We start from the raw sequence: 22,961 nt of genomic DNA, 5'->3' as shown, positions 1-22,961 counted from the left end.
CCGACGCTGCTCGGTCATCTCGAGACCGTGCACATTGCCAGCGACTGGAACCTCTCGAACTTTCGTTTCCCCGTGCAGTGGGTAAACCGCCCGAATAATCCCACAGATCAGACCCTGCATGATTTCCGCGGCCTGAGTGGTCAGATCGCAGGAGGGATCGTTCGGGTCGGCCAGAAGGTAATGATTCTACCAAGCGGCTTCAGCTCCACCATCAAGCAGATCTGGACCCTTGATGGCCTGCAAGAGGAGGCCTTCAGCCCGCAGTCCGTGACGCTCGTTCTCGAGCATGACCTCGATATCAGCCGCGGCGATGTGATCGTCGACGCCGAGGACCTACCTGGATCTTCCTCGGACCTTCATGCGAAGATCTGCTGGATGAATCCGCGCCCACTTACGCCCGGCAAGCAGTATCTGATCAAGCACACAAACCAGACGGTAAAGGTTGCAGTGACGGCTATTGAGCACCGGATCAATATCTCCACTCTTGAGAAGGAAGATGGCATCACAGAACTCGCCATGAACGACCTCGGCGAGATCCGACTGAAAACCGCCAAACCGCTGATCTACGACGGCTACGCGATGAACCGGCTTACTGGGTCCTTCATCCTCATCGAACCCGGAACCAACGCCACGGTAGCCGCAGGAATGCTGCTGCCTCCCACCGAGGTTGCCCGTCCGGAATACCGCGACTTCGCGATCTAGTTTGTTTCGATCAAGCCAGTTGAAAGTTTTTCCATAAATTCACTGAAGACCATAGTGCTTGTTATAAAACCCTATTTCGCTATTTCGAATGGCCGACCACCTCGAAACCAATGATACCTAAACAATCAACAAGAACCCTTGGTCGCCTTCATCCACAGGCAGCCATTTTTTTGGTGATTATGACGACTTTTTCGATCGCTTTTTCCTCCGATGGAGAAACATCCAAAAACTTCCTGACCGACTGGTACAGCCAGAAAGACGGAGCGACCTGGAAATGGTTCGGTCTGGAGACTCCCATGAAAACCTACGGCTTCAGCATCAAGGGGGACATGAAAGAGGCTTATTTCGGCCAAGTCTCGGGCGGTCTTCCCAACCAACCACAAAGCAATTGGTGCTTTGACATGAAGCTCAAGGGAACCCTTGACCTGGATAAACTTTTCCCAGCTTTAAACGGCTGGAGCATCTCCTCCTACTGGCGTTACCGAGCCGGCGGCAATCCCCGCTGGGCCGCTGGTACACCGAACTTCATCGCTCCGAGCAATATGCCCAATGGTGCGGACCTGTGGAATCTAGCTCAAATGATTCAGTACGACTCCAAGAACAAGGGCCTGATGTTCAACATTGGATGGGAGAACCCTTACGAGCAGTTCCTGCAACAACCACTCTCCAAAATCTTCGAGAATCAAGCCATCAGCACCAGCAAGGGCATCGGGGCAAATGCAGGCCCTGGCATTGTTGTGACAAATCCCTCACGAACCTCCTCTTATGCCTACAAAACGAGTCCGGTCCCATGGGGTAATACCTTCGGCGCTTGGGGTGCAACCCTGAGGGTGAAGCCACGTCGTGACACCTCCATTCAAACCGGCCTCTATTGGGCGAACTCCAACATGGGTGGCCCCAACCCGACCCAGTTCTCCGCAACAAGCGTCTATCCCTACACCTCCGTACCCAACAGCTACAAAGGACAGTTCCGATCCTCCGGCCAAGTTGTCCCTGTGGTCAATGGAAACGGCCAGCAAACATCAAGGACTCAAAACTTGGGATGGGTTTCTGGAACCGCTAACAACCATGGCTTCGGTGGCATGGCAGGATCCCCTCAGTTCAACCCGAAGACCCAGAACATTGGGGTTACCGGAGCAGATGTGGGCAACGGCGGTCAGTACTCCCAGAACGGACTCTTCAACGTGAACGAAATTGCTTGGGAGCCGAAGTTGGGAAAAGACCGACTAGAGGGTAAGTATGTGATCGGCAGCTACGTCTGGGGTAATAACAATTCCCAATTCACTCCGGTGGCATTTACTACCGATGCATACGGCGCCAGACGACCAGTCCCTACACAAGTCAGCCCTGTGATTTGGGGCCTCTATCTCCAAGCCGATCAGCAACTCTATGCGGAAAAGGGTAATAATTACCAAGAGGACCAAGTCTCCATGCATGGCAAGATTTCCAAGCAGGGCCTCTACACATTCAGCGAGTTCACCTATACCCCGCCAAATGGTTGCCAAGTGCCTTACTACTTCCAAGTGGGACTGGTTTACAAAGGTCTTATACCCACTAGGGACAACGACATGCTCGGCATTTGCTTGGGAAGCGCCATCTACAGCCCCCAATACAATCAGTACATCAAGTCACAGAACGAAGCCTTGGTGAATAACTACGGCAGCGCGAGAAATGCCATCGTACCCGACGGACCTCTCATGGCGTCTCCCAGACAGTTGGGAACTGGAAATTCAACCACCCAGTCATCCTACTACGCCTACCAGCCCTACTTCACCTCCACCCAGATCATCGAGGCCTGCTACGACATCCAACTGACCAAGTGGGCGAATCTCAAACCCTTCGTGGAGTACATCATTAACCCTGCTGGAAATTCTAGTGTAGCCAACTCCGTTGTGATGGGCGTCAGCAGCAAGTGGTTCTTTTAAACCCGAACTCCCACGATGAAAGGGATGAAACCTGCTATGAGAGGAGCAGGTTAGAGTGCCGACGGTAGCCCGAGTGTAGCGAGTGGCGAGTCTCATGGGAATGAGCGAGTCAATTGGCATTAGATGGCGCCCGATAGGAGTTGTTGAGATTCCAAGGGTCGATCAGTTGATCCGGTTGGGAATCCCGACGGCGCTCTCCTGCAGGGCTGTGCTGAAGCGCAGGCTACTCGAAGCATCCAGTCACTCGGCGTTGCAATCGCAAGGCAAAACAACACCCCTCACAAAAATCAACGCCCTTCGCTGCAGCCTTAACTCAGGCTTACTTGCGTTAGAAAGGAAGTATTCCGTGATTCTCAGGGAGCGTGAAATTGGATGGAGAGCAAAAAGCGCGAGTGTGGCTGACGTGCCCCGCAGAGCACTTCGGAGGGGTGATCATTCATCTGCTTTGATGACTCTGGGAGAGTAAATGATCAATGGAGAACTTGCCTGCCCCGGCTATCAGGAGAAAAAGCAGGCCTAGAATCATGCAGAGATCGGTGCGCGCCTCGTGGGTGAGGCTCAAAAAGCCATAACGTGGGAGCGGTTGCAGAAGGAAGCCAAGGAACCCGTGTCCGACAAGGATCGGACCCTTGGTGGAAACTATCGCAACGAACATGGTCGCCAACATTGGAACTGTCGCAAAACGGGTGAGGAGCCCCAGAAGAATAAGAATCCCGCAAAGGCACTCCATGCATCCCACAAAAGGCCCCAGGACTTCATGAGCGGGAATGCCGATTTTCAAAAACCTTCCGGCACCAAGCTGATCCGGATAAAGAAACTTTTGGATGCCTTCGGAAAGGAAGATCCCACCTACCATTAGACGGATGAGGATTGTTGCTTGGGGAGCAGTCGAGGCAATCAAGTGTTTCATGGATCGAGTCTCATCAGACCCTCATGACAAGGGAAGTGTTTCTTTTTGCTTTGACGATCTTTTTGGTCGTGATAGAAAGGGATATGCATCCATCAAATCCCGAACGCCCGAACCACATGGGAAGAGCCCTGCTTTCAGCTCTCAGCCTGAGCATCCTCGCCGCTTCCGTTGAATCCGCAACGACTCTGAATTATCGTGCGAATCAGAAAAGTGGGAACTTTCTCTGTCGTCTCCTCAACACCTTTACCTCAATCGCTTGAGCAAGAATCATCCAAAGGAAAAGATTCCTCCGAATTGACCAAGAAACAAATCTCCAACTGAAAACTCATGATCCTTTTTTTGGAACTTTTGACGATTAACTTGGTCGTTTTATATTCAATCCGCCACAAGCTCTAATCCTCTCGAAACCACTCTAACCTAATCATGATGGCATGATGAATGAAGCATAACGGACATCCTTTCAATCATCTGAGAAACCAACTATACCGATACAACCACTTCACAAAACAACAACATGAGCAATAAGAACACCCTGAGCCTTGGACCCATCGCGGCGCGTCAACTCTCCACCGCCACCGTCACCATCCCCCAGTGGGATTACATCACGCCACGCTGGCTCCTAAGCCTACTCCCCTATGTCAACGTTGACGGCGGAGCCTACCGCATCAACCGCGTCATCGACAAGAAGGGCAAAGGCGGAGGCCTTCTTCCAGAACTTGCCGTTGTCGGGGGCGGCGAGAACGAACTTCCTACAACCTATGTCGACTATGCGGAGGATCCCCAGGAGATCGAGCTGAGTGCCATCACTACGGTGCTCCACACCCACACCCGCATCACCGATCTCTACAGCAATAAGATCGACCAGCTCCGCGAGCAGGTCCGACTCACCGTCGAGGCCGTCAAGGAGCGCGAGGAGAGCGAGATCATCAACAACGCCGACTTCGGACTCCTCAATAAGGTCCCCCCTGCCTATCGGATCAAGACCCGCAAGGGACCTCCGACCCCGGATGATCTCGACGAACTCCTCAACCTGATCTGGAAGAAACCCGCTTTCTTCCTCGCTCATCCCAAGGCGATCGCCGCATTCGGCCGTGAGGCCACCCGTCGTGGTGTTCCTCCCGTGGTTGTCCACCTCTTCGGTTCCCCGTTCATCACCTGGCGCGGCGTACCTCTTATTCCTTCGAATAAGCTGCCGATCGCCAAGGACGGCACCACCCGCATCCTCCTCATCCGCGTTGGCGAGGACAAGCGCGGTGTCGTCGGCCTCCAGAAGGTGGGCGTGCCCGGCGAAGTCGAGCCAGGTCTCTCCGTCCGCTACAGCGGCACGAGTGACAACTCCATCGCGTCACACCTAGTGACCCGCTACTTCTCACTCGCCATCTTGGCGGAGGATGCGGTTGCTAGTCTCGATGGAGTCGTGCTGAGCCACTACCACGAGTATGTCTGAGCCGATTCCCGTCATCCCGGGGGGCTTCGCGCCCCCCGGGATCGGGGAGACCGCACACAGCGATCTCGTTGCAGGACTCTTCCGGGAACAGCTTTCCCGAAAGCTCCCGTCATCCGCTCCCGATCCTGGCTTTTCGATTCCGAATGCCGATGTCGTCGAGCATTTCGAACCTTCTACCTTTGCCTCAACGCCCTATTTGGACTCCTATGCAGGCGCACCGGACTACTCTGCCTATCCGGAGACTTATCCTACTTCCTATTCGGACGCTTCAGACTCACCAATCTCCTTCACAAACTTCGAGGAAATGGATCCTTTGCCCACTCCAGCAGTTTCCGAATCCGCGCCTGTATCCACGTCCCCCATTAGTGAACTGAGCTTGGAAAACCATGAGTTCCAACCCTATTCCCCTTCCCATTCCCAGGATGGAGCGTTGAATCCTCCTCCGATTCATTCCCTTTCACCCGGTAGCGTCTCGACCGAGTCACTTGCAACAACCGAGCCCTCTCGCCCGGATCTCCCGTTTGGTGAACCTCTCGGCCCTCGTCCCAATCTTCTACTGGATCCCTCTCTTCAAGGAGCAAAGCCTTCACCTGATGGGACTCAGGCGATCCCTCTCACCGGATACTCGGAGACTCCGAGCTATTACTTCCTCGACGAGCCGGCACCACAGAGCATTAGCAATCCCAAGACAGGAACATCTGACTCAGCCCTACTTCCATCCACTTCATTCAATGTGGAGGCAGTGCGCCGCGACTTTCCAATCCTCTCGGAAAAGAACAGCGGTAAGCCCCTGATCTTCCTCGATAACGCCGCGACAACCCAGAAGCCGCAATCGGTGATCGACGCCACCTCATACTTCTACGAACACGACAACAGCAATATCCATCGCGCCGCCTACGAACTCTCGGTGCGAGCCACGGAGGCCTTTGAGGGAGCTCGCGATAAGGTCGCCGATTTCCTTGGCGCACGCTCCTCCAAGGAGATTGTCTTTACCCGTGGAACGACCGAGGCGATCAATCTTGTGGCGAATACCTTCGGGCGCCGTTTCATCGGTCAGGGTGACGAGATCATCCTCAGCCAGCTCGAGCACCACGCCAACATCGTTCCATGGCAGATGCTCGCCAAACAAGTCGGTGCCGTCATCAAGGTTATCCCTATCAACGACCGTGGTGAACTGATCCTCGAAGAATACATCCGCCTGCTCGGACCACGTACCAAGCTGGTTTCCGTGGCGCATGTAGCCAACTCTCTCGGAACCATCAATCCGATTGAGGAAATCATCCAGATAGCCCACGCGCATGGCGTCCATGTTCTCGTCGACGGGGCCCAATCGACCCCTCACATCCCGATCAACGTGCAGGCCCTCGACGCGGACTTCCTCGTCTTCTCCGGCCACAAGGTTTTCGGACCTACCGGTATCGGAGCCCTCTACGGCAAATCCCACCTCCTCGAGATGCTGCCTCCGTGGCAAGGTGGTGGACACATGATCCGGGACGTCACCTTTGAGCGGACGATCTTCCAGGATGCCCCGGAGAAATTCGAAGCGGGTACCCCGAACATCGCCGGAGCAGTAGGCCTCGGCGCAGCAATCGATTACATTCACAAGGTTGGCATCCACAATATCGCTGCCTACGAGCACTCACTCCTCGAGTATGCGACACCAAGGCTTGCTGCCGTACGGGGTCTTCGTCCCATTGGAACTGCCGCTAGAAAGGCGAGCGTGCTCTCCTTTGTGATCCTCGGTATCCCTAACGACACGATTGCCTCACACCTTGACAAACAGGGGATCGCAGTCCGCTCTGGTCACCACTGCGCGATGCCGGCCATCCGTCACTTCGGACTGGAGAGTTCCGTACGACCTTCCCTGGCGTTTTACAACACTACGGATGAAATTGATGCGCTGGTGGCGGCACTTCACGAAATCACCAGCACACACCGCCCCTGAACGCCTCTTTAATGAGTAACACTATTCCCATCGTTTCGCCCCACAAGGCACGCGAGATCGCCACAGGAAACAACTCTTCGATACTGCTCGATGTTCGCACCCCCTCGGAGTTCTCCGCCCGGAGAGCGCTCGGGGCTAGCAACATTCCGCTGGATACACTCGATGCCTTCACCGAATCTCTTCCGAAGAATGCTCCGATTCTCCTCCTCTGCGAGAAGGGAGGTCGTGCAGCAATTGCCGCGACCAAGTTGCAGGGACATGGCTTTGCGGATGTTCATGTGATCGAGGGAGGAACTGAGGCATGGGCTTCCTCTGGGCTCCCCATTGAGGGAACAGGCCGCAAAACCATCAGTATCGAGCGACAGGTCCGGATTGGTGCAGGCAGCTTCGTTCTTCTAGGTGTGATTCTTGGATTTCTGCTGAATCACGCATTCTTCGGCCTTTCAGCATTCGTAGGTGGTGGACTTATCTTTGCAGGCATCACGGACTGGTGCGGCATGGGGCTTCTTCTGGCACGCGCACCTTGGAACCGATAAGAGAGAGCCGAAACGCCTCTTAAAGAATTGCTAGGGATAGTTGATTTGGGCGCTCTTCTAACCCAATCCCAGAATAAAGCGCTCCACGGCGACGGCAAAGCCCTCCTGCTCGTTGGAGAGAGTGACATCGCGTGCCGCCTTTTGCACATCGGGCTTCGCGTTGCCCATAGCAATACCCACGCCGGAGCGCTCGAACATCAGGACATCGGTCGGCATGTCACCGATCGTAGCGATGGCGGAGGAGGGGATGTTGTACTTGGCGGAGAGATACTCGACGGTCGAGCCCTTGTTAGCCTCGGGATGCGTGATATCGAGGTAGTAGGGCTGCGAGGGTTCTGCGGAAACATGTGACCCGAATTCCTTATGGGCAGCTTCTGTGGCAGCCTGAATCGAGCTTAGGTCGTCACTCACGCCGACGATTTTCGCCACGTTCTCGGTGATCGATTCGATATCATCCACCACCAGTGGCTCGAACTTCACCGTCCAAGCCTCACGGTCCACATGAGGCGCCTTACGATTACCCACATACCACTTGGCTCCCTGATAAACCCAGACATCAAGCGACATCGACTTGAGGAGCTTGAACATCGGTTTCACGAGATCTTGCTGGATGACCTTCTGATCGATGACATTCATCTCCCTATCGACAACAATCCCGCCGTTGAAACCCGAGATCGGTGTCGTGAGCTTCAGGGGATCAATGAGCATCGACATCCCGCGAGGGGGACGACCGCTTGTGACGGCAAAGAGAATGCCGGCATCATGGAGTTTGTGAACTGCTGCTATGGCTCGCTCCGTGAGAACTTTTTCCTGAGTAACTAGAGTGCCGTCCACATCGGCGATCATCATCCGTATATTTTTGGAAGTTGTCATAAGATTTTGAAGGGATGATTTTGAAGGGTTGAAAGGAAGAGGCCGCAATGGCGTTTCGGAATGATCCCTCATAGCCACAGCCAGAAGCCGTGTCAAACGTCCGCCATGCCTTGCTTGAATACGCTGACTGGTGCACAAGGGGGCTTTTGCTGGCACGGGCAACCCGAAACCGATAAGGTGAGAAGGATGAACTCCCGGAAGCACCTGCTCCAGCCGATCCTCGATTCCTACCGGGAGAGTGGAGGTATCAACCATGTCGACCGGTCGAATCTTCCTTCGAAAAACGCTGTTGCCACGCTCAGCGAGGACCTTCTGCACCTACTCTTTCCTGGCTTTTTCTCCGATGAGGCCGTCTCCTCTGAGAAGTTGCCCGGTGCGGCGCAGGAGATCATCGACAAGATCGCAGACCAACTGGATTCGGCGATCACCGTCAGCCTACGCGAGGCCAATACCTCCGACGATGAACTCAGGAAAAAAGCGAGTGACATCACAGGGCGCTTCTTCGTAGGCATTCCCGGTGTTCGTGCCCTACTCAAAACAGACGTCGAGGCCGCCTACGCAGGTGACCCAGCGGCACGCAGTCTCGAAGAGATCGTTCTGGCTTATCCAGGTCTGGAAGCGGTCGCCATCCAGCGTGTGGCCAATCTCCTCTACAGGGAGAATGTCCCGCTTCTCCCCCGAATGATGACCGAATGGGCTCACAGCCGTACCGGTATCGATATCCACCCCGGTGCCGCTATTGGCTCTCACTTCTTCATTGACCATGGCACCGGAGTCGTTATCGGGGAGACCTGCGTGATCGGAAATCGGGTGAAACTCTATCATGGAGTGACGCTTGGTGCACGCAGCTTCCAAAAGGACGAAGGGGGAGCCATTGTTAAGGGACTAAAGCGTCATCCCCATGTCGAGGATGACGTCACAATCTATCCCAATGGCATTATCCTGGGAGGAGACACGACGATCGGGGCACGTAGCACGATCGGAGCCAATGTGTTTCTGATGAAGAGCGTTGCCCCCGACACTCTGCTGGTCCGTGGAGAACAGATCCAGAGCCGCCTCGACAAGCGTAACGGGCAAAAGAAAGAGACCGTCACGGTGCAGCTCCACGAGGACGAAATCGACTTCATGATCTGAGGGGTGTGAAGCTGAAGCGTTGGGCCGTTAAAAAAGTTAAAAAGGGAGATACGATCGATCCTTTAACCCTTCAACCCATCTTGCGTCTTTCCCCGACGCTTACGGTCGCGTATATTACTATCCATGCAGCTCTCGATGCGTACAGATTATGCCCTCAGGGCACTTTTCACCTTGGTGGAGCATCGGGGTAGCCCGCCGATCCCGATCCTTGAATTGGCACGGCGCAATGATGTCCCAAAGCGCTTCCTCGAGCACATCATGCTCGATCTTAAGGAAAAGGGATGGGTAGTCAGCACGGCCGGGAAGCGTGGCGGCTACCAGTTGGCCAGAGCTCCCGAAAAGATCACCATGGGAGAGGTCGTTCGCCACTTCGACGGCTATCTCGCTCCGATCGCTTGCGTTTCGGTTACCGACTACAAACGCTGCACTCAGGAATCGACCTGCCGGTTTCGTAGAGTCATGCTGACCGCCAGGAATCTCGTGGCCAATCTCATGGATCAGACCACCCTTGCTGATGTCATGAAATCCCCCCCAGTCGGACGCGAAGAGCTCAAGCGGGTTCAGGGACTCGACGGAGAAGGGATCTAGTTGAGATCTTAATTTCAGCAGTTTCTCATCGGAGCTTGCACCGCAGTTTTTGAATGACCTGTGCGGGATTAGTACTCCCAGAATAAAACGACTTTTATAGTCGCCGTTATCTTGACGGGTGATTCATGACTGATAAGGTCGTATATAGGCAACCTTGCAAACCCACGACCGATGAAGCAAATAATCCCAACGACGATTCTCATAGGCCTTTCTGCCATGAACGGATGCAGTGTCTCGGCTCCCAAGCATCGCGCCTATAACAAGTCAGCAGCCATCAAAATTCCTTTAACAGCAGTCCCCGAGGCCGTTCTCGCCTCAGTTGATGCACACGTCCCAGGAATATACCTCAATGAAGCACATCTCACTCATCAGGGGAAAAAAGAGATCTACGAACTAGAAGGCCTCTCCCAAAGCGCCACGTATGAAATCTCTGCAACCTCAAATGGTCACATTCTTGACGTCGACCGCGATGCCTCACTCTCCGACTAACGCAATCATTCACAACATAAACACCACGATCATGAACAAGAAAAAGAACCTCACCCTCATTGCTGCACTGCTGGGGACTCTGGCTTTACATAGTCTCCATGCCAGCGTGGAACTCCTGAATGTGAGTTATGACCCGACTCGCGAGCTCTACACAGAGTTCAACAAGGCATTTGCCTCTCATTGGAAAAAACAGACTGGCGAGGATGTGACAATCGCCACCTCACACGGTGGGTCTGGCTCCCAGTCACGACTCATCCAGGACGGAGGTGATGCCGACGTCGCCACCTTGGCTCTCGCCTATGATATCGACGCTATCCGAGAGAAGGGGAGCACCGGCGCATTTGACAAACCACTCCTTGCAAAGGACTGGCAGTCCCGACTTCCGCACAACAGCTCTCCCTACACCTCCACGATCGTTCTCATCGTCCGCAAGGGAAACCCAAAGAACATCAAGGACTGGGATGACCTGATCCGTGATGACGTCTCCATCGTCACCCCCAATCCGAAAACCGGTGGCGGCGCCCGCTGGAACTTCCTCGCGGCATGGTCCTATGCCTTGAAGAAGTTCGGTGGCGACGAGACAAAGACCCGAGAGTTCGTCAGCAAGATCTACAAGAATGCCCTCAAGAACGGCTTACCCGCAGCAGCACGCGCAGGAACCATCGCCTTCACTGAGCGGAAGCAGGGTGACGTTTCCATCAATTGGGAGAACGAGGCGCTTCTCATCAAAAAGAAGAATCCCGACTACGAGATCATTACCCCATCCATTAGCATCTTAGCGGAGCCCCCTGTCGCCGTGATCGATGCCAATGTAGATGCCAAAAATACACGCAAGCAGGCTACCGCCTATCTTGAGTACCTCTATACTCCTGAGGGCCAGGACATCATTGGCAGAAACTTCTACCGCCCCATCGACCCAGCAGCCAAGGCCAAGTACGCAGGACAGTTCAAGAACCTGACACTCACCAGCATTGCTGACTTTGGTGGTTGGTCAAAAGCTCAGAAGACCTTCTTCTCCGACAGGGGAACCTTCGACCAGATCATCAAAGGAGCCCGCAAGTAAGGATTCCCAAGGGACCCAGGGGCCTTTGGGACTTTGGGCGGATGCTTATGATCCTCACGGATCCATCAATTCCTGAGTATAGCTCTGATATTCCGCATCTAGGCGATCGGACCCGCTCGATTTTACACTACGGTGATCAACTTGCAGGAAGGAGCCCACACCTTGAAGCACTTCATCTCCAGGAAGCACCGGGCGGACGCACACTCCCCCGATACCGGTGCTCGGATCCTTCCGGCAAGCCGGTCTACCGGATCGGCATCTTTGCCGGCATTCATGGAGATGAGCCCTCCGGCGTGGTGGCTGCACTCCAGATCCTCCATCACCTAAGCCAAGAGGCCGATCTGGGACGCTTCCACGAGATCTACGTCTACCCTGTTTGCAACCCTTGGGGATTCAATGCGAACCGCCGTGAGGGCGAATCCGGCAAGGATTTGAACCGCTGTTTCTGGGGCGAGGCAGAACACGAGGAAGAAGCGGAAGTGCGTCTGTTAGAGCAGGAGCTCAGAGCCAAAGCCTTCGATGCGATCATTGCTCTCCACACCGACGACACCAGCGAAGGGATCTATGGCTACGTAAACGGGAGCACCCTCACCCGCCATCTTCTGGAGCCGGCGCTCCAGGCTGCATCCTCCATCCTTCCGAGGGATATCCGCCCCGAAATTGACACACATCAGGCGGATTACTCAATCATCACAGGGGGATACAAAGGAATCTTATCTGCTCCTCCTGACCAGCACCCCAAACCGGTCGAAATCATCTTTGAGACCCCCCATCATGCACCTTTCGGACTTCAAGTAGATGCCCACTTGGCAGCCCTGAAGGAAATCCTGCACCTTTTTCCTCAAATCAGCTCGCAGGGAATGGATATTTAAGGAAGGATCGTTCGCTAAAGACGATCTGTTGTTACGTTATTCGATTTTATTTTACCATGGCCAAGAAGAAACATGTCCTGCCCGGCTTCCGGACAAGCGTGGGGTGGACCGTCACCTGGGTCTCACTCCTGGTCCTCCTTCCACTGGCGGCTTTAGTTGGCAAGACGGCTTCTGGGGGGTGGGAGCATTTTTGGGAAACAGTCACCGATCCCGAAGTCGTCGCCACGTATCGGGTCAGCTTCGGGATCTCCTTCATCGCGGCCCTCATCAATGGCGTCTTTGGATTCCTGGCAGCTTGGATCTTCGCACGATACGACTTTCCAGGTCGTCGTCTGCTGGAAGCGGCAACCGATCTCCCCTTCGCTCTGCCCACAGCCGTGGCGGGTATCGCGCTGACCGCCCTCTATTCGCCAAGCGAGTGGCTCGGGCAATATCTGGAGCCACTGGGCATCAAGATTGCCTTTGCTCCTGCAGGCGTCCTGATCGCCATGATTTTCATCGGATTTCCCTTTGTCGTTCGCGCCGTCCAACCCGTTATCGAGGATCTCTCCGCTGATGTCGAAGAGGCTGCAGCCTGCTTGGGTGCCAACCGCTGGCAGACGATCCGCTACGTCATTCTCCCTCCCCTACTCCCGGCGCTCTTTACCGGGATCATCATGTCGTACGGCCGTGCTGTCGGAGAATACGGATCCATCGTCTTTATCTCAGGGAATATCCCCTTTCAGACGGAAATCACCCCACTGATGATCTTTCAGAAACTCGAGCAGTATGACTACACGGGAGCGGCGGCACTTGGCTTCACCATGCTTCTTGCCTCTCTCGTCATCGTCCTAATCGGAAACAGACTACAGACCTGGGGCAACCGCTTCCGCAAACTCGCCTAAGCACAACTCGTCCAGCGCCATGGCTAGCTTCATCGATTTTCGCAATCCTCCCGGTAGCGACCGCAGGGCAGACAACGCTGTCCGTGCTACGGCAGAACCTCTCTGGGTTCGTCGGGTCGTCATTGGGATCGTGGCGCTCTTTTTCTTTTTCTTTTTGTTTCTTCCGCTGCTCGTCGTCTTTCAGGGAGCCTTGGCAAAAGGGATTGATGTCTTGAAGGAGGCTTTCACCGATCACGACATCCTCCACTCAATCTGGATGACCCTCATCGTGGCGCTCATCACTGTTCCGGCAAATACCGCCTTCGGGATCGCAGCCGCCTGGGCCATCACTCGCTACCGCTTCACAGGGCGTCAAGTCCTGCTTGCCCTCATTGATCTCCCCCTCTGGGTGTCACCGGTGATCGGCGGTCTCATCTACGTTCTTCTCTACGGACGGCGCGGGTACTTCGGACCGTGGCTGCAGGCGCATGACATCAAGATCATCTTCGCGCTGCCGGGCATGGTGCTCGCAACCACCTTTGTGACCTTCCCCTTCGTGGCACGCAGCCTCATTCCACTTATGCAGGCTCAGGGAGTCGAAGAGGAAGAGGCGGCCCTCACACTCGGGGCAAGCGGCCTCCAGATCCTGCGCAGGATCACCCTTCCCAAGATACGCTGGGGGCTTTTCTACGGGGTCATCCTCTGTAATGCCCGTGCCATGGGGGAATTCGGCGCCGTGAGCGTTGTCTCCGCCAAGATCAGCGGCAAGACTAACACTATGCCTCTGGAGATCGAACGCCTCTACAACGACTACCTCTTCCCTCAAGCCTTTGCAGTGGCTTCCGCACTCTCGCTTCTAGCCCTTCTCACCCTGAGCCTCAAGACACTCGCCGAATGGAAGAACAGGCGCCAGTTTGAGGCTGGCCAGCGCTCATTGCTCGAAACCACGATTGAAACCCTCCATCCATAACCGGACACCGAGGTCTTCTTCCCCATCACCTATCACCTAGTCCCCATTACCTAACTTTCCGATGAGCATCGAAATCACCTCACTCACCAAGAGCTTCGGAGCCTTTCCCGCAGTTAATGACGTCAGTCTGAAGATAGAGACCGGCGAAATGGTCGCTTTCCTCGGTCCCAGCGGCTCGGGGAAGACAACCCTACTCCGACTCATTGCAGGACTCGAGTTTGCGGAGAAGGGGGAGATCTTCTTCGAGGGGGAGAACGTGACCATGAAGAGCGCCAACGAAAGGAAGGCCGGATTTGTCTTCCAGAGCTACGCCCTCTTCAACCACATGACCATTTTCGAGAATATCGCTTTCGGACTGCGCGTTGCTCCGCGGGCCAAACGCCTTACTAAAGAAAAGATCCGCGAACGCGTCCTCTCCCTGCTGGAGACGATCCAGCTCTCGGGTCTGGAGAACCGCTTTCCTGTGCAACTCTCGGGAGGACAACGCCAGCGCATAGCCTTCGCGCGGGCCCTGGCTGTGGAGCCCAAGGTTCTCTTACTGGATGAACCTTTCGGGGCGCTTGATGCCAAGGTCCGTCGGGAACTCCGCACCTGGCTTGGCGAGTTCCACGAACGAACCCGGCTAACCAGCCTCTTTGTAACCCACGATCAGGAAGAAGCCTTCGAAGTGGCTGACCGCGTCGTGATCTTTGACAAGGGCAGCATCCAAAAAATAGGCACGCCAGAGGAAATCCGTTCAGGCGTATCCAACGCTTTCGTCCGCGATTTCCTCGCTCTCGATATCTGATCAGGGGAGCCTATTGACTTTGGGATTTGGGCTTTGGGGAGGGGCGGGCGCAGGGAGATATCATTCCCAATCACCCATTTCCGATATCCTATACCCCTCAATGCCCGCCCTGCTTCACCGAGACATCCTCACCGGTGCTACCGCTCAGACGTGACCAGTTGAAGCCGTAGAGAGCGATCACCACGAAGCAAAAGAGAGGCACGATGAAGCCCGGGGACATCAGCTTGTCGGATCCACCGTCCTGCATGACGCGACCATACCAGCCGGTCACCTTACCGTATTCATCGCTGAACCAGCCCATGAGTTTGGGCATGATCGCTCCGCCCATGATCGCCATGACGATGAACGAGGAGGCGATCTTGGCACGCCTGCCAAGACCCCAGATGCCGAGTGCAAAAATCGTGGGAAACATGATCGACATGAAAAAGAAGCTCAGGAAGAGGGCCGCGACAGAGATCCACGAGAGCTTCAGGAAGATCAGAACCATCATGGCAATGTTTACCAGCGCAAAGATACCAAGCAGCTGGTGAGCTTTCACGGAGCGCATCAGCATAGCACCCACGAGACGACCCGACAGGAAGAGAATAAAGGCAGCACTAAGAAGCTTTGTGGCTCCCTTCTCCGTGAGGAAGGAAAGTCCCGAGGCCTGGGTAGTCGAACCGTTCTCGCCTCCGATAAGCCAGCATCCCTTCAGAAAATCGGGAAGCGAAGGCGTGTCGGAAACAATGTAGTTGATGAAGAAGCTGAAAATGCCTGCCTGCGCCGCGACATAGAAAAACTGTGCCGCGACCGCGCCGGGAAAATGAAGATGAGACCAGATCGAACGCTGATGTCCGGCGGCATCATCCTCTTTGGCATAGGCATCCTCGGTATTGAGTTCGGGGAGCGGAGCCACCATAAAGACCGCCGCGATGATCAGGACAAAGATCGCAACGGCAAGATACGGGATATAAATTGTCTGACTAGCCGCCTCCACACCCTTGCTAGAATAGAAGAACATCCCACCGACAATCGGGCCGAAGATCCAGCCCACTCCATTGCATGACTGGGCCAGATTGATGCGTGTGGCAGCAAACTGTTTATCTCCCAGAACGGTCGTATACGGGTTGGCGATCGTCTCCAGAAAGGTAAGCCCCATGGCAATAAGGCAGACGCCAACAAGGAAGGCCCAGAACTGGGCAATATGAGTGGCCGGTATGAACCAGAATCCTCCGAGGGAAACCAACAGAAGTCCTGCGATGATCCCCTTGCGGTATCCGAACTTCTCGGTCAGCCAACCTGCGGGAAGCGCGATGAGGAAGTAGCCGAGATAATGGGCAAACTGAACCCATGCCGACTGGGAGCGGGAGAGGTGGAGCAAGTCCTGGAAGTGCTTGTCCATCACGTCGATCATCCCGTTGCAAAAGGCCCACAGAAAGAAGAGCGTCGAAACGAGGGCGAAGGTAACGGCGTAGCTTTTCCCTTCAGGGGAACGGAACATGTCGAGGAACTTGGTCATAGGGGATCGAGGGGATTTAATTTAGGTAATGGGGTATCGGGGTAAAGGGTCACTTAAAATCGTGAGACGAACCCGAAGCAAGCGATACTTATCGCCTCCTTCCCTATCTCCTATTTTCAAGCCAGAATCGAGAGACTGTCGGCGTGCTGGCGGTCCCAGCGGTGTGTCAGGCCTGCCCAGAACTTGGAGGATTCGTCGCGTGTCCGCCGCTCATAGTGCTCGCGTGAGGCACGCAGATCTCCGAGCAGCTTTTCGGGATTCTTCTCCGCCACATGCAGTGCTTCCTTGGTCTTGGGCCCGACGATCCCATCAGCGGGCAGACCCAAGGCATCTTGCAGGATCTTCACCGCACCGGTCGGTCCCCGGTTGAAGGCGGCATCACGCAGTGCAAATTGCACAGCAGGCACCTCCGAGAGCATCGCCACGGGATCTGTGTAGCGACGGATATGATCGGCCGCCGCATCCTCCGCCTCCTCGTACTTTCCCGCAGCGATCAGCTTCTCGATCGAATCAAGTGCCTCCGGGTGATAGCGGTCATTGATTCCGGCGACCTCGCGCTCCCCTCCCCCGTCTCCAGAGGGAAGATGATAAACCTTCAGGTGCCCGGCGGCATCCCGACGGGCTTCATAATCAACGATACGCCGCGCCTGTTCATGGGGAGTCATAGAAATAGGGAATTGGGGATAGGGAAGGAGACGCAGGGCATGGGCCGTTGCGCCTGACTCTGCAGCATCTCCCGACATCATCCCGGATAAAAGAAAAACCCATCCCCCTTTTGAGGGAGATGGGTTTTCAGATTGTGAGCTTGTCAGTGTGTCAGCGTGTCAGCTTATTTAATCAGGCGCCTTCCTACTCCTGACACGACTAAGGAAAGTTTTACCTTGTAGACTAACAGCAGTTAGAGTCCCTAGAGTTGCGCGATACCTGCACTTTATATTCCCCCACTCCCATCACATTAGAAAAATGACAAACTCCGTCCCCACTCCTGCGAAACTCAGCCCAATCGTTTACTTCATCGGATTCACCGGCGCCCTTGCGGGACTTCTCTTCGGACTCGACATCGGGGTGATCTCCGGTGCCGAAGGCCTGATCCAGAAGAGCTTCTCCATCACGGACCAGGTGATCGAACTCGTGGTCAGTTCACTACTTTGGGGGGCCGTCTTCGGGACGCTGATCAGCGGGATTCTATCCAACAGCTTCGGCCGTCGCGGTGCCATCTTGATCAGCGCGGTGATCTTCATTCTAGGTTCGCTTGTCTGCGCATTTTCACCTGACGCGCACTTGCTCATCGTTGCCCGTTTTTTTCTAGGCATCGCCATCGGCGTCGCCTCGTTCACCGCCCCCCTCTATCTCTCTGAAATCTCCCCTCAGCGTGTCCGTGGATCGATGATCTCCATGTACCAACTGATGATCACCATCGGTATCGTCCTCGCCTTCCTTAGCAATACATGGCTGGCCAATTACGCCAACTTCGACTGGTTGCTCGGGGACCACTACAAATCCATGTTGGGAGCCGGTAACTGGAGGGTGATGCTCGGAATCGTCGCCTTTCCCGCCTTTCTGATGTTCTTAGGCGTCCTCTTCCTCCCAGAGAGCCCTCGTTGGCTTTTCCTCAAGGGCAAGAAGGCCCTTGCCGTCTCGGTCTTCGAGAGAATGCACCTCCCTACGGACGAGATCAGCAAGGAGGTCGTGGAGATCGAGGAGAGCCTTCGGGTCAGACAGAACGGATTCCAGATGTTCCTGGGTAATCCGAACTTCCGGAGGGCCATCGGCCTCGGAATTGGCCTTCAGATCATCCAGCAACTCACGGGGATCAACGTCATCATGTATTATGCTCCACGGATCTTTAAGATCGCTGGGTTCTCCAGCACGGAGCACCAGCTTTGGGGTACGGTCATCGTCGGGGTCACCAATGTGCTGGCGACATTCATCGCCATCGCCTTTGTCGACAGGATCGGACGCAAGCCGATCATGTACGCGGGCTTCGCAGTCATGGGTATCGCGATGATAGCCGTGGGCACCCTCTTCAACATGGATCTGGAAAAATCCCCGGCGCTTGGCATCTGGGCCATTGGAGCTCTTCTCATCTTCATCGTCGGATTTGCCATGAGTGCAGGCCCCATCATCTGGGTCATCTGCGCGGAGATTTTCCCGCTTTCGGGTCGGGATCTCGGTGTGACGTTCAGCACGGCTACGAACTGGATCGTGAATGCCATCGTGGGGGGTACCTTCTTGACCCTGCTCGATAAATTTGGAAACGGGAACACCTTCCTGCTCTACGGAGGGCTGAACGCTCTCTTCGTGATCTTCTTTCTCTGCTTTGTGCCGGAGACAAAGGGTATCTCGCTCGAGAAGATCGAGGCCAACCTCCTCTCGGGCAAGCGACTCAAGGATATCGGGCGGTAAATTAAACAAAGGCGGAGGGACGGTAGTTTTCCGTGCGGCACACCCTCCATTGCCAAGCTTTGCTAGAAGTACCAAAGTCATTGTGGAGGCGGCTTGAAATCCCGCGGTTCAACTTCGGGTCTTGTAGGAAATCACGAAATCATTCACGTTGGAGAGACGCTCGGATGGCGGAATTGGCAGACGCGCTAGATTTAGGATCTAGTACCGAAAGGTGTGTGGGTTCGACCCCCTCTCCGAGCACCATCTTCATCGAACTCTTCACTCGAGAATAATATCTTGGAATGATTCAGCGACCAACATAGTAGTCATTCAACACATCCAACCCCATGGGACATATGCACAACTCCATCATCGACACGATCGGCCACACTCCTCTTGTGCGCCTCAACCGCATCACCAAGGACCTCCCGGCCACGATCGCCGTGAAGTGTGAGTTCTTCAATCCTCTCGGTAGCGTTAAGGATCGTATCGGTGCGGCCATGATTGCCGATGCCGAAGCCAAGGGACTCCTCAAGGAAGGAACCACGATTGTCGAGCCGACCAGCGGCAACACCGGTATCGCACTCGCCTTTGTGGCAGCAGCCAAGGGCTACAAGCTGATCCTCACCATGCCCGAGACGATGAGCGTCGAACGTCGGACCCTGCTTGCAATGCTGGGAGCCCAGCTTGTTCTCACCCCGGGTTCCGAAGGGATGAAGGGCGCTATCGCCCGCGCGGAGCAGATCCTCTCAGAGACTCCGAACTCCTGGATGCCGCAGCAGTTCAACAACGCCGCTAACCCAGCCATTCACGCCAAGACAACCGCAGAGGAAATCTGGGAAGATACCGACGGCAAGGTGGATATCCTTGTTTCAGCCGTTGGCACTGGCGGCACCATCACCGGCGTCGCGGAGGCCTTGAAGGCCCGCAAGCCAAGCTTCCAGGCTGTCGCCGTCGAGCCCAAGGACTCTCCCGTCATCACTCAGACAAAGGCCGGCGAACCCGTGAAACCTGGTCCGCACAAGATCCAAGGGACCGGCGCCGGATTCGTACCGGGCAACCTCCATCTCGAGATCGTGGACGAGGTGCTCACTGTCACCAATGACGAGGCCTTCGCCATGGCCCGCCGACTCGCCAAGGAAGAGGGTATCCTCGCCGGCATCAGCTCGGGGGCGAATGTCCATGCCGCAATCGAGCTCGCCAAGCGTCCCGAGAATGCTGGCAAGCTGATCGTCACCATCGCCTGCTCGACAGGAGAGCGCTACCTCAGCACCGCACTCGCCGAGGAAGCCCGCGCCCAGGTCGGAGGCTAGGCCGAAATGATGCAGGGTGAATGCAGAAGTATGAAAATTTCTCCTGCATCATCCTTGAGAAATCACCTCGCTCTTTCTGCTCTTGCGGATGATTTGAGGTTTTCATTTCCCCACTTTCATAATTCATAATTCATCCTTTCTTCCATGTCCTCCATCTTTACACCACCCGAAGCCGATCAGGAAATCGCACCTCCTTCCGGAGTTGAATTACTCTGGCTGAAGCACCGCGGCACTCTACTCGGCGGGATCGGCGCTCTTGTAGTGATCTTGGTGATCACACTCGGCGTGATCGTCTCCAACAGGTCATCCGAAGAAGCCTCTGAGAACTTACTTTCTGGAGCTACCAACGACACGGCCCTCAATGAGGTGATTTCTAAATATCCCAAGACCCCCGCTTCGGCTGATGCCATGCTTCTACTTGCAGCCTCGCTTCGAGATGCTGGTAAGCTGGAGGAATCGGACGCCCTCTACTCCCGTTTTGCGGAGACCTATCCCAAGAATCCACTGGCCGTTTCATCCCTTATCGGTCGCGCATCCAATGCCCGCATTGCCGGAAAAACAGACGTTGCGCTGAACTCCTATCAGCAGGCTTCATCCGGATTCCCGCAGTCTTATGGAGCACCATTCGCCCTCTTTTCCCAGGCCCGTCTTCTGGCTCAGCAGGGCAAGATGGAGGAGGCTAAGCGCGCGATTCAGGCCCTTGCCAGCCAGTATCCCTACTCTGCCTCGGCACAGGCAGCAGGGGCCGGCCCCCGCCAACCACAGGCGAACTGATACACTACTGAATCTGATGCGGAGGCAACGCAGGCCGCTCGTGTGAGTGAACCGTTACGTCACCCTAAAAAACTTCTCATGAAAGGCCGCTCTCCCTATGGGAAGGCGGCCTTCTCTTTTGTCCCCCCTAATTGGACTTCAAAGCCCTCTCCAATTTTACGGCACCCGCCTCCCAGCGGGCAGTGCCGCCCTTCCGGGTCCCGCTTCGCGGGCTCTACCGCGCGGCTTCCCAGCCGCTTGGTTGATCGCACTTCTCTCCCGAGAAGCTGTGCTCCCGCTCCGCGGCTCTCTCTGAGAGTCTACCGCGCGGCTTCCCAGCCGCTTGGTTCTACGAGATTGCCTCAGGCCTGCAGGCTATCGGCAATCTCTTCCGCCGGATAGGTCCAGATTTCGCTTAGGGTCGGGTGGTAGTGGGGTACTAGGGCAAATTGGCCTGCCGTGGAATGGAAGGCCATGGCAACGACGATCTCATGGATAAGTTCCGAGGCCTCGGGCCCGACGACCGCGCCACCGAGGATCTTCCCATCCCTGGCATCAGCGATCAGTTTAACAAAACCGTCCGTCTCACCCTTCACGATCGATTTGCCATGATCGGCAAAGGGATAACTGGCTGTTACCACGGAGTGGCCCGACTCCATGGCTTCCTGCTCCGTCATCCCACATGAGGCCATCTGGGGCTCCGTGAAGGCGGCAAAGAGCTTCAGACGGTAATCCATCACCACGGGGGATCCTCCCTTCAGGAGCGCGGTAGCGTTCTTAGCGGCCGTCTCCCCCTGCGTGATGGCAATATGGACCACCTCATAAGGGCCGCAGCAGTCACCGGCGGCAAAGAGATGACGCGCCGTGGTGCGTTGCTCGAGGTCGGTGCAGATAGCAGGCCCCTCGAGCGCCACACCGGCCTTATCAAGACCAAGGCCGGCGAGATTTGGACGGCGGCCCAGAGCATTCAGCACAATGTCGGCTTTCACCTGCTGCTTCTTATCCCCATGTTCAAAATGAATGACGATATCATCACCCGATTGCTCGATCCCAAGCAGTCGGGTACCGCAGAGCACCTCCATCCCTCGCTTGCGAAACGCCTCAGCCAAGGCATCAGCCACATCCCGGTCGCCGCCGGTCAGGAGCTGCGTGTTGCGCTGCAAGATCGTCACCTTGGTGCCAAGCGACTCCAGGTAGTGAGCCATCTCGAGAGCCACCGGTCCGCCCCCGAGCACGACTGCCGAGGCAGGTATCTTTGTCATCTCCAGCAGATCATCACTGATAAGGCAGAGCTCAATTCCAGGGATCTGCGGTCGATTGATGACGGAGCCAGTGGCGATGCAGCCGCTTTTCAGATTGATAATCCTCTCCCCTCCCCCATGAAGGATAACGCGGAGTGAGTGAGGATTAAGAAATTCGGCACGGCCACGGATGAAATCAAACTTCCCCCCCTCCAGCTGCTCCTTCCTGTAATCGGCAAACTCGGTAATCAGACGCTGCTTACGAGCGATGATCTCCTCTGCGTCGAATCCGATCTTCTCGGCACTCAGGCCGAACTCCGCTGCATGACGCAGTTCACGGTAGCGGTTGCCTGACTCGATCAGGGTCTTGCTCGGCATGCACCCCCGGAGAATGCAAAGCCCTCCAACCTCCTCTCCCCCCTCGATCACCGCCGTGGAGAGCCCCAGAGACACCGCCGTCCTAGCGGCCGCATAACCTCCACTCCCACCGCCGATCACCACAAAATCATATTCCCTCATGCTTTCACTCTGAGGCTGAAATCTTGAATGTGGAACTCAGGAAATCAGGAACCCAAGATTCTTAAGCAATTCTGACAATGTAATAAAATCACCATTTCTGGAAACTGCACTAGTCGCTCAAATAACTGCGCTCTACGAATCAATCCCT

21 protein-coding genes and 1 tRNA gene are annotated in these 22,961 nt (G+C 55.4%); 17 read left to right on the top strand and 5 right to left on the bottom strand.

Annotated features, from left to right (window positions below; all coding sequences use genetic code 11):
* Positions 1–702: sulfate adenylyltransferase (locus K8R57_01960; protein MCE9587061.1), on the top strand; the 702-nt coding region annotated here is incomplete at its 5' end.
* Between the two features lie 179 nt (positions 703–881).
* Positions 882–2,627, top strand: coding sequence for a carbohydrate porin (locus K8R57_01955; protein MCE9587060.1), 1,746 nt, complete (start codon positions 882–884; stop codon positions 2,625–2,627).
* Between the two features lie 436 nt (positions 2,628–3,063).
* On the opposite strand, the gene K8R57_01950 is transcribed toward K8R57_01955, so the two are convergent.
* Complete coding sequence (locus tag K8R57_01950; protein MCE9587059.1) at positions 3,064–3,537, bottom strand: DoxX family protein; 474 nt, start codon at positions 3,535–3,537, stop codon at positions 3,064–3,066.
* A gap of 514 nt (positions 3,538–4,051) precedes the next feature.
* Here K8R57_01950 and K8R57_01945 point away from each other — a divergent pair.
* Genes K8R57_01945 through K8R57_01935 form a run of 3 tightly spaced genes read left to right on the top strand, consistent with a single transcriptional unit; the run spans position 4,052 to position 7,465 of the window.
* The gene (locus K8R57_01945) at positions 4,052–4,984 is read left to right on the top strand and encodes a hypothetical protein (GenBank protein ID MCE9587058.1); all 933 of its coding nucleotides are present in this window, start codon (positions 4,052–4,054) and stop codon (positions 4,982–4,984) included.
* On the top strand, positions 4,977–6,929 hold the full coding sequence (locus K8R57_01940; protein MCE9587057.1) for a SufS family cysteine desulfurase: 1,953 nt from the start codon (positions 4,977–4,979) through the stop codon (positions 6,927–6,929). Before K8R57_01945 ends, K8R57_01940 begins: the two co-directional genes overlap by 8 nt.
* Positions 6,930–6,940: 11 nt before the next feature.
* Positions 6,941–7,465: a rhodanese-like domain-containing protein gene (locus K8R57_01935; GenBank protein ID MCE9587056.1), complete on the top strand. Its 525-nt coding sequence runs from the start codon at positions 6,941–6,943 to the stop codon at positions 7,463–7,465.
* Positions 7,466–7,522: 57 nt separating this feature from the next.
* Here the strand turns inward: K8R57_01935 and K8R57_01930 are convergent, their stop codons facing one another.
* Entirely contained in the window at positions 7,523–8,338 is an 816-nt protein-coding gene (locus K8R57_01930) for a Cof-type HAD-IIB family hydrolase (protein MCE9587055.1), read from the bottom strand.
* A 186-nt stretch (positions 8,339–8,524) separates the two neighbouring features.
* Here K8R57_01930 and K8R57_01925 point away from each other — a divergent pair, with 186 nt between their 5' ends.
* The 8 genes from K8R57_01925 (at position 8,525) to K8R57_01890 (ending at position 15,104) form a co-directional block, all read left to right on the top strand.
* Positions 8,525–9,472: a serine O-acetyltransferase gene (locus K8R57_01925; protein ID MCE9587054.1), complete on the top strand. Its 948-nt coding sequence runs from the start codon at positions 8,525–8,527 to the stop codon at positions 9,470–9,472.
* A 123-nt stretch (positions 9,473–9,595) separates the two neighbouring features.
* Positions 9,596–10,060 (top strand): Rrf2 family transcriptional regulator, encoded by a 465-nt coding sequence (locus K8R57_01920; protein MCE9587053.1) that lies wholly within the window; start codon positions 9,596–9,598, stop codon positions 10,058–10,060.
* A gap of 171 nt (positions 10,061–10,231) precedes the next feature.
* Positions 10,232–10,549, top strand: a complete 318-nt coding sequence (locus tag K8R57_01915; protein ID MCE9587052.1) for a hypothetical protein — start codon at positions 10,232–10,234, stop codon at positions 10,547–10,549.
* Positions 10,550–10,580: 31 nt separating this feature from the next.
* Entirely contained in the window at positions 10,581–11,612 is a 1,032-nt protein-coding gene (locus tag K8R57_01910) for a sulfate ABC transporter substrate-binding protein (protein ID MCE9587051.1), read from the top strand.
* Between the two features lie 47 nt (positions 11,613–11,659).
* Positions 11,660–12,484, top strand: a complete 825-nt coding sequence (locus K8R57_01905; GenBank protein MCE9587050.1) for a DUF2817 domain-containing protein — start codon at positions 11,660–11,662, stop codon at positions 12,482–12,484.
* Positions 12,485–12,540: 56 nt separating this feature from the next.
* Positions 12,541–13,368: a sulfate ABC transporter permease subunit CysT gene (gene cysT / locus K8R57_01900; GenBank protein MCE9587049.1), complete on the top strand. Its 828-nt coding sequence runs from the start codon at positions 12,541–12,543 to the stop codon at positions 13,366–13,368.
* 19 nt (positions 13,369–13,387) lie between these two features.
* Positions 13,388–14,317, top strand: a complete 930-nt coding sequence (gene cysW, locus K8R57_01895) for a sulfate ABC transporter permease subunit CysW (GenBank protein ID MCE9587048.1) — start codon at positions 13,388–13,390, stop codon at positions 14,315–14,317.
* 61 nt (positions 14,318–14,378) lie between these two features.
* A complete protein-coding gene (locus tag K8R57_01890) occupies positions 14,379–15,104 on the top strand; it encodes an ATP-binding cassette domain-containing protein (protein MCE9587047.1) in 726 nt (241 codons plus the stop codon).
* Positions 15,105–15,201: 97 nt separating this feature from the next.
* Here the strand turns inward: K8R57_01890 and K8R57_01885 are convergent, their stop codons facing one another.
* On the bottom strand, positions 15,202–16,602 hold the full coding sequence (locus K8R57_01885; protein ID MCE9587046.1) for an MFS transporter: 1,401 nt from the start codon (positions 16,600–16,602) through the stop codon (positions 15,202–15,204).
* 116 nt (positions 16,603–16,718) lie between these two features.
* Positions 16,719–17,348 carry a hypothetical protein gene (locus K8R57_01880; GenBank protein ID MCE9587045.1) on the bottom strand — a complete coding sequence of 210 codons (630 nt, stop codon included), beginning with the start codon at positions 17,346–17,348 and terminating at the stop codon, positions 16,719–16,721.
* 217 nt (positions 17,349–17,565) lie between these two features.
* On the opposite strand from K8R57_01880, the gene K8R57_01875 reads away from it, so the two are divergent.
* The 4 genes from K8R57_01875 (at position 17,566) to K8R57_01860 (ending at position 21,074) form a co-directional block, all read left to right on the top strand.
* A complete protein-coding gene (locus K8R57_01875; protein ID MCE9587044.1) occupies positions 17,566–19,008 on the top strand; it encodes a sugar porter family MFS transporter in 1,443 nt (480 codons plus the stop codon).
* Between the two features lie 158 nt (positions 19,009–19,166).
* A tRNA-Leu gene (locus K8R57_01870) sits at positions 19,167–19,251 on the top strand.
* An 83-nt stretch (positions 19,252–19,334) separates the two neighbouring features.
* Positions 19,335–20,300, top strand: a complete 966-nt coding sequence (gene cysK, locus K8R57_01865; protein ID MCE9587043.1) for a cysteine synthase A — start codon at positions 19,335–19,337, stop codon at positions 20,298–20,300.
* A 144-nt stretch (positions 20,301–20,444) separates the two neighbouring features.
* Positions 20,445–21,074, top strand: coding sequence for a tetratricopeptide repeat protein (locus K8R57_01860; GenBank protein ID MCE9587042.1), 630 nt, complete (start codon positions 20,445–20,447; stop codon positions 21,072–21,074).
* Positions 21,075–21,415: 341 nt separating this feature from the next.
* Here the strand turns inward: K8R57_01860 and K8R57_01855 are convergent, their stop codons facing one another.
* Positions 21,416–22,813 carry an NAD(P)/FAD-dependent oxidoreductase gene (locus tag K8R57_01855; protein ID MCE9587041.1) on the bottom strand — a complete coding sequence of 466 codons (1,398 nt, stop codon included), beginning with the start codon at positions 22,811–22,813 and terminating at the stop codon, positions 21,416–21,418.
* Between the last annotated feature and the right edge of the window lie 148 nt (positions 22,814–22,961).

It is taken from the genome of Verrucomicrobiota bacterium, assembly GCA_021413925.1.
GTDB lineage: Bacteria > Verrucomicrobiota > Verrucomicrobiia > Chthoniobacterales > UBA6821 > UBA6821.
The sequence above is the reverse complement of the archived record's forward strand: the minus strand, read 5'-3'. Positions and strand labels throughout refer to the sequence as shown.